This is a genomic window from Catenibacillus scindens, from assembly GCF_014202115.1.
Classification (GTDB): domain Bacteria; phylum Bacillota; class Clostridia; order Lachnospirales; family Lachnospiraceae; genus Catenibacillus; species Catenibacillus scindens.
Genome location: NZ_JACHFW010000035.1, coordinates 1 through 5,010, shown reverse-complemented (window position 1 = coordinate 5,010; position 5,010 = coordinate 1). Strand labels below are relative to the sequence as shown.

5 protein-coding genes are annotated in these 5,010 nt (G+C 36.5%); 4 read left to right on the top strand and 1 reads right to left on the bottom strand.

Going from position 1 to position 5,010, the window contains the following annotated elements; all coding sequences use genetic code 11:
• Positions 1–511 precede the first annotated feature (511 nt).
• From HNP82_RS17555 to HNP82_RS17540, 4 genes are all read left to right on the top strand, one after another.
• Positions 512–1,591 (top strand): DUF2971 domain-containing protein, encoded by a 1,080-nt coding sequence (locus tag HNP82_RS17555; RefSeq protein ID WP_183776794.1) that lies wholly within the window; start codon positions 512–514, stop codon positions 1,589–1,591.
• A 90-nt stretch (positions 1,592–1,681) separates the two neighbouring features.
• The gene (locus tag HNP82_RS17550; RefSeq protein ID WP_183776793.1) at positions 1,682–1,867 is read left to right on the top strand and encodes a hypothetical protein; all 186 of its coding nucleotides are present in this window, start codon (positions 1,682–1,684) and stop codon (positions 1,865–1,867) included.
• 117 nt (positions 1,868–1,984) lie between these two features.
• The gene (locus HNP82_RS17545) at positions 1,985–2,401 is read left to right on the top strand and encodes a YjdF family protein (RefSeq protein ID WP_183776791.1); all 417 of its coding nucleotides are present in this window, start codon (positions 1,985–1,987) and stop codon (positions 2,399–2,401) included.
• An 82-nt stretch (positions 2,402–2,483) separates the two neighbouring features.
• Positions 2,484–3,911 carry a hypothetical protein gene (locus tag HNP82_RS17540; RefSeq protein WP_183776790.1) on the top strand — a complete coding sequence of 476 codons (1,428 nt, stop codon included), beginning with the start codon at positions 2,484–2,486 and terminating at the stop codon, positions 3,909–3,911.
• A 718-nt stretch (positions 3,912–4,629) separates the two neighbouring features.
• Here HNP82_RS17540 and HNP82_RS17535 read toward each other — a convergent pair.
• On the bottom strand, positions 4,630–4,914 hold the full coding sequence (locus HNP82_RS17535; RefSeq protein WP_183776789.1) for a TipAS antibiotic-recognition domain-containing protein: 285 nt from the start codon (positions 4,912–4,914) through the stop codon (positions 4,630–4,632).
• Between the last annotated feature and the right edge of the window lie 96 nt (positions 4,915–5,010).

Here is a 5,010-nt window from a genome sequence, read left to right as displayed (position 1 = left end):
TGCCAGAAATCCCAGCATAATACTACAAAATATGAATTTTTCAAGGTACTATAGGTACAGGGCACAACTAATTATATAGTTTCGACCCCAACATCTTAATATTACAGAAATAAGAAAAAATATGGTGATGTTGTGATAAAGGTGATAAAACCCTTGAAATATCGTGTTTTTGAGGTTCACGGAAGGTTCACGTAAAACGAAGGATGGTGATTGAAATGGCCTTTTTTTAAAGGGGATCTCAAAAGGGCTTATGTGTCTAAGATTGATTACACCCACCCTGTATATAGCAATAATAGCTGTTGCAGAGGATAGCCATAATTGTAATGGATTCCCAGATGATAATGTGATAGTATCAAGACACAAAGGTAAACGTAAGAGGTGTAATCTCTTACAGAGCCGGTAGGTGGCTCAGCCGCATTGGTAAGTGCAAGTCCCTCTCCTTAGGGACGTCTTTCCTTTGTACAGTATGCTTGTTAATATTAAGGTAGAGAGTAGGGAGCGGAAGAAATAAATGAATTATAAAGAGCTTATAGAAAATACGATCATGCCAGGAACGTTATCAGCTAATGAACAAGCGGATAGGTGTGTTGATTTGTTAAAATTTGTTAATTCAAAAATTCCACATCGATTATATAGATTCAGAAGCTGTAATGAACGAAGCTTAGACTCTTTTTATAAAGATGAAATATGGTTTGCCAATGGGGGAGAAATGAACGATGATTTTGATGCCCGCATATATTACGATAGGAAAAAAGTAAAACAGTGGATTTCCTCGTTTGCAAACATTGATGATAATATAAACATTTTAGATCGAATAGTTAGTGTAGATAGCATACCTATAGAAATAGTAAGAAAATATCCCTGGATAAAAGATGCAGTTAATAAGATTAAAACAACTTCCAGGGATGATATTAAACAATTTTTAAAGCAGGTAACTGGGTTGATATTTGATAATTTTGAAAATGAATTGCAATATATATCAAATGTTATCCAAAGAGGGACGAAATTCGCATGTTTTAGTGAAAAAATATATTCTGATATGATGTGGGGGAATTATGCGTCTAATGCTACAGGATTTGCGATAGAATATGAATTTGGAAAAGAGAACAGTTTGACATTTAGCACGGGCATTAATGGCCAAGATATGATTTGGTGTAATCTATTTCCAATACTGTATGGAAATGAACGATTAGATGCAACAGAATATGCAATTTATATGTTGAAAATTTATATTTTGAAAAAAATCATGACAGCTAATGGATTTCAATATATGAATCAATTGATAAATGAAGTTATACCTTGTCCTGATTATTTTATGGTAACAAAACTTGCGATAAAAAAATCGAATGACTGGAAGCCAGAAAAAGAGTGGAGACTTTTTTTGACATCGAATAATAGTGATATAGCTACAGAAAGGTTTTCTAAAATTGTATATAAACCAAGTGCAGTATATTTAGGACGAAAGATTAGCAATATACATCAAAAGATCATTATGGACATGGCCAAAGAAAAAGCAATTCCTATATATAAAATGGATATTAATAATAATTCAAAAAAATACAAATTGATAAGGAAAGCAGTAAAATGCTAAAAAGAAAAAATATGGTGATGTTGTGATAAAAGTGATAGAACCTTAGAAATATCGTGTTTTTGAGGTTCACGCAAAAAGGAGAACGGTGATTTGGTGGTAACTGAATTGGCTTTTGTGAAAGGGGATATCAAAAAAGCTTATGTGTCTAAGATTGCTTACACCCGCCTTGTATATAACAATAATAGACGTTGTAGAGGGCATTATAGCTATAATTGTAATGGATTCCCAGATGATAATATGATAGAATCAAGATACAAAGATAAAAACGCAACGTAAGAGGAAATCTCTTGCAGAGCCGGTAGGTAGCCCGGCCGCACCGTCTGGTGTAAGTAACCCTCCCTCCTTAGGGTCGTCCGTTCTTTGTTCATTACAATCGTTTAAGGAGGAATTGTCATGGACAAAGTATCAGGAAGATTGACAGTATTTTTTGAGGAACCATTCTGGGTGGGCATTTTTGAACGTATATCGGAGGGAAAGCTCTCTGTATGCAAGGTCACGTTTGGCGCGGAGCCAAAAGACTATGAGGTGTATGCTTTTGTTCTGAAAAATTACTATCGTCTACGATTTAGTCCGGCTGTGATAATTGATGTAAAGGTAGCTGTCCGTAATCCGAAACGGATACAGCGAGAAGTGCGGAAACAAGTACAGAACAGCGGAATAGGAACAAAATCGCAGCAGGCTTTGAAATTGCAACAGGAGCAGTTGAAAACTGAACGTAAGACTGCGAGCCGGGAACAGCGGGAGGCAGAGAAGCGGTGGCGGTTTGAATTGAAACAGCAGAAAAGGAAAGAGAAGCATAGGGGGAGGTAAAAAGTCTTCGTAGTTTTTAGAATGAGGATAATAGCTATGTGTACTAGAGTCTTGCAATATAAATACACAAAGGAGAAATAGTATGGTTATATTTGCTACAACATTTTATGTAACAAAAGAATTAACAAAAGAAAGATTTATTGAATTAGCATTCGAATGGATAAATGGGAGTCCGCATTACGGGTTTGACAATATCAGTTGGAGTGGGGAAGATTTGTATGAAAAAGAATGTGAAAAACAAAAATTTTCTGTGGTTCAATCAAATGACAGAAGGATTTTGGCAATAAGGTTGGAAAATATAGATAATGATAATGTGGTGTGGACAAATGATTTTGTTTATGAAGAACGTGATGTAAATAATATGTTGTTGGTACGCTTAGCTCGTGATGCCGTTGATAAAGAAAGTATTGTACCAAAAAAATATAATCGTCCAAGACTAATGAAGACAATTTTGAAATTGGGATATGGAGCTGAGGACAACAATTTATTGATTTCTGATCAAGAGATTTTGATTACCAAAGATAATGTGGACTTGGCAGAAAGTATCATATGCGGAAGAGCAGAGTATTTACTTCCAGTAGTGTATGTAACAAAACGTTTTGTGGATAATAATACTATTCTCGATACAAAGGAGTTGGCAAAAGATTTAGCGGGAACAGCACATGTTGTTGTCGAAGAAAATACAGAAATAACGTCCGAATTAAAAGAAAGGACAGATGGATTCAATCCTTTTAACGGTGCAGTACATATTTATTATTCGGATAAAGTAGGGACAAGAATTGTTCCAGATGAATTTAGTAAGGCTAATGCATTCAGATTTAAAATAGTTAATTCTGTATGCCGCAGACTTTCTTTAATCAAAATTGAAGATAAATATACTTGGGGAACAATAAGATATCAAAGGTTGCTAGAGAAATACCGACAGGATCAAAAGCAAAATCTGGAATTAGAGAAGGTATGTGAGGAAATTCTTGCAATAAAAGAAAAGGAGCATGCTCAACTGGTTGAAGATTTGGAAATAGAACTCAATGAACTAAGAAATAAGGTTCAAAGTTATGAATATGCTTTTCAAAACAGGAAAAAAGAACAAATAGGAAATATTGTGTTTGATTGTAGTGAGGAGGAATTTTTTGAAGGAGAAATAAAGGATATGGTTCTAAATGTACTACTTAATGAAAAGGAAAAAATGGACACCGACCCCAACCAAAAAGGTTGGAGAAAGTACCATGTTTTGTCAGCCCTCTTACAAGATAATGAAATTATCGGAAAAGGCGAGGAACTTGAAAAAGAATTAAAAAGTATTCTTGGCAGAAATAACAGAATCAATACTAAGGACAGGAGGAGATTAAGTGAGTTGGGGTTTGTAAGTAGAGAAGGTAAACACAACAAATTATACTTTCATAATGATGATAGATATCTTATCACTTTGGGTAAAACGCCTAGCGACTCGCGTTCGGCGCCCAATTCAGCTTCGACAGCAACAAAAACTATTATTTGTACACAAAAATGAAATATTAGAGTTTTTGACGATGAAAATGCGGATTAAAGATTAGAGGAAAAATATTCGGCTCAAGTTATCCGTCGAGGAATTTGGATAATACTATGTTCTGGTGTAACCTTGATTATCCTGTTTGAGGCAAAAATCTTTATCCTCTTTAAGAAGCAAAAACCGAGTCGGAAATCCGGTGGAAAGCCGGGGTGGATATTCTTGTACGGAAGTACCGCTGTTCCGGCAATTAGGAAACCGACATTCCGGATGTCGGAAACCGGTTTAATTCTGCTTAAGTGACTTGCTCTTGAATTTGTGTCATTTGTCCAGCCCTTGCCGCATCAGCGGTGCGGAGCAGGCTTGACTAATGGTAACAAATACAAGTAACATTCTTTGAGCAGAATTAGATTGCTCTCAAGCGGTTTCCTTGTACCGGATTGCTGGTGTAACATCATCCGGAATATTCAGCCGGGGATCCGGTTCGGATTCCGTTCCCCCCATCCGGTCCGGAAAGCCGCATAAATGCGGGGTTTGAAGCAGTTTTCGCTCCAAATTCCGTTACGGAAAGCGGCAAGAGGGATGGGGTGGTATGAGGAGGGGAAGGGAGAGGTATGGAGGATAGAGATTTTTACCCATTGGAGGATAAACAGGGTTGCATCGGGACAGGACAGAACCCCGGAAATGCTAATAAAATGGGCATTTCCGGGGTTGATTTATGTCCTTTGGCTCTAAAATGGCTCTAATTGTTTTCTGTGAAGTTATTTTCGGAATAATAGCGGAAGGCTTTCACGATATATTCGCTGCTTCCTGCACCATGTTTTGTGTCAAATACTTTGCTAAGATAATCATTAGAATAAGTGTCAATCATCATTCGGCAGTAATTTTCCGCACTTCCAACCAGCAGTTTTGAGGTAGTGGTTTGTATGCTGGCTATGATTTCCTCTACAATGCTTTGAACCGGTTCCGAAGCCACATCTTCTCCTTTGTGAGAAGCCAGCTTAAGAAATTTATCTTCTTTCAGCATTTTATAATGGTCTCATAAATTAAGACACTTTTTCGGACAATTTTTAATGAATCTGATATACTAAAATCAATACGAAAGAGAGGATTCATTACTATG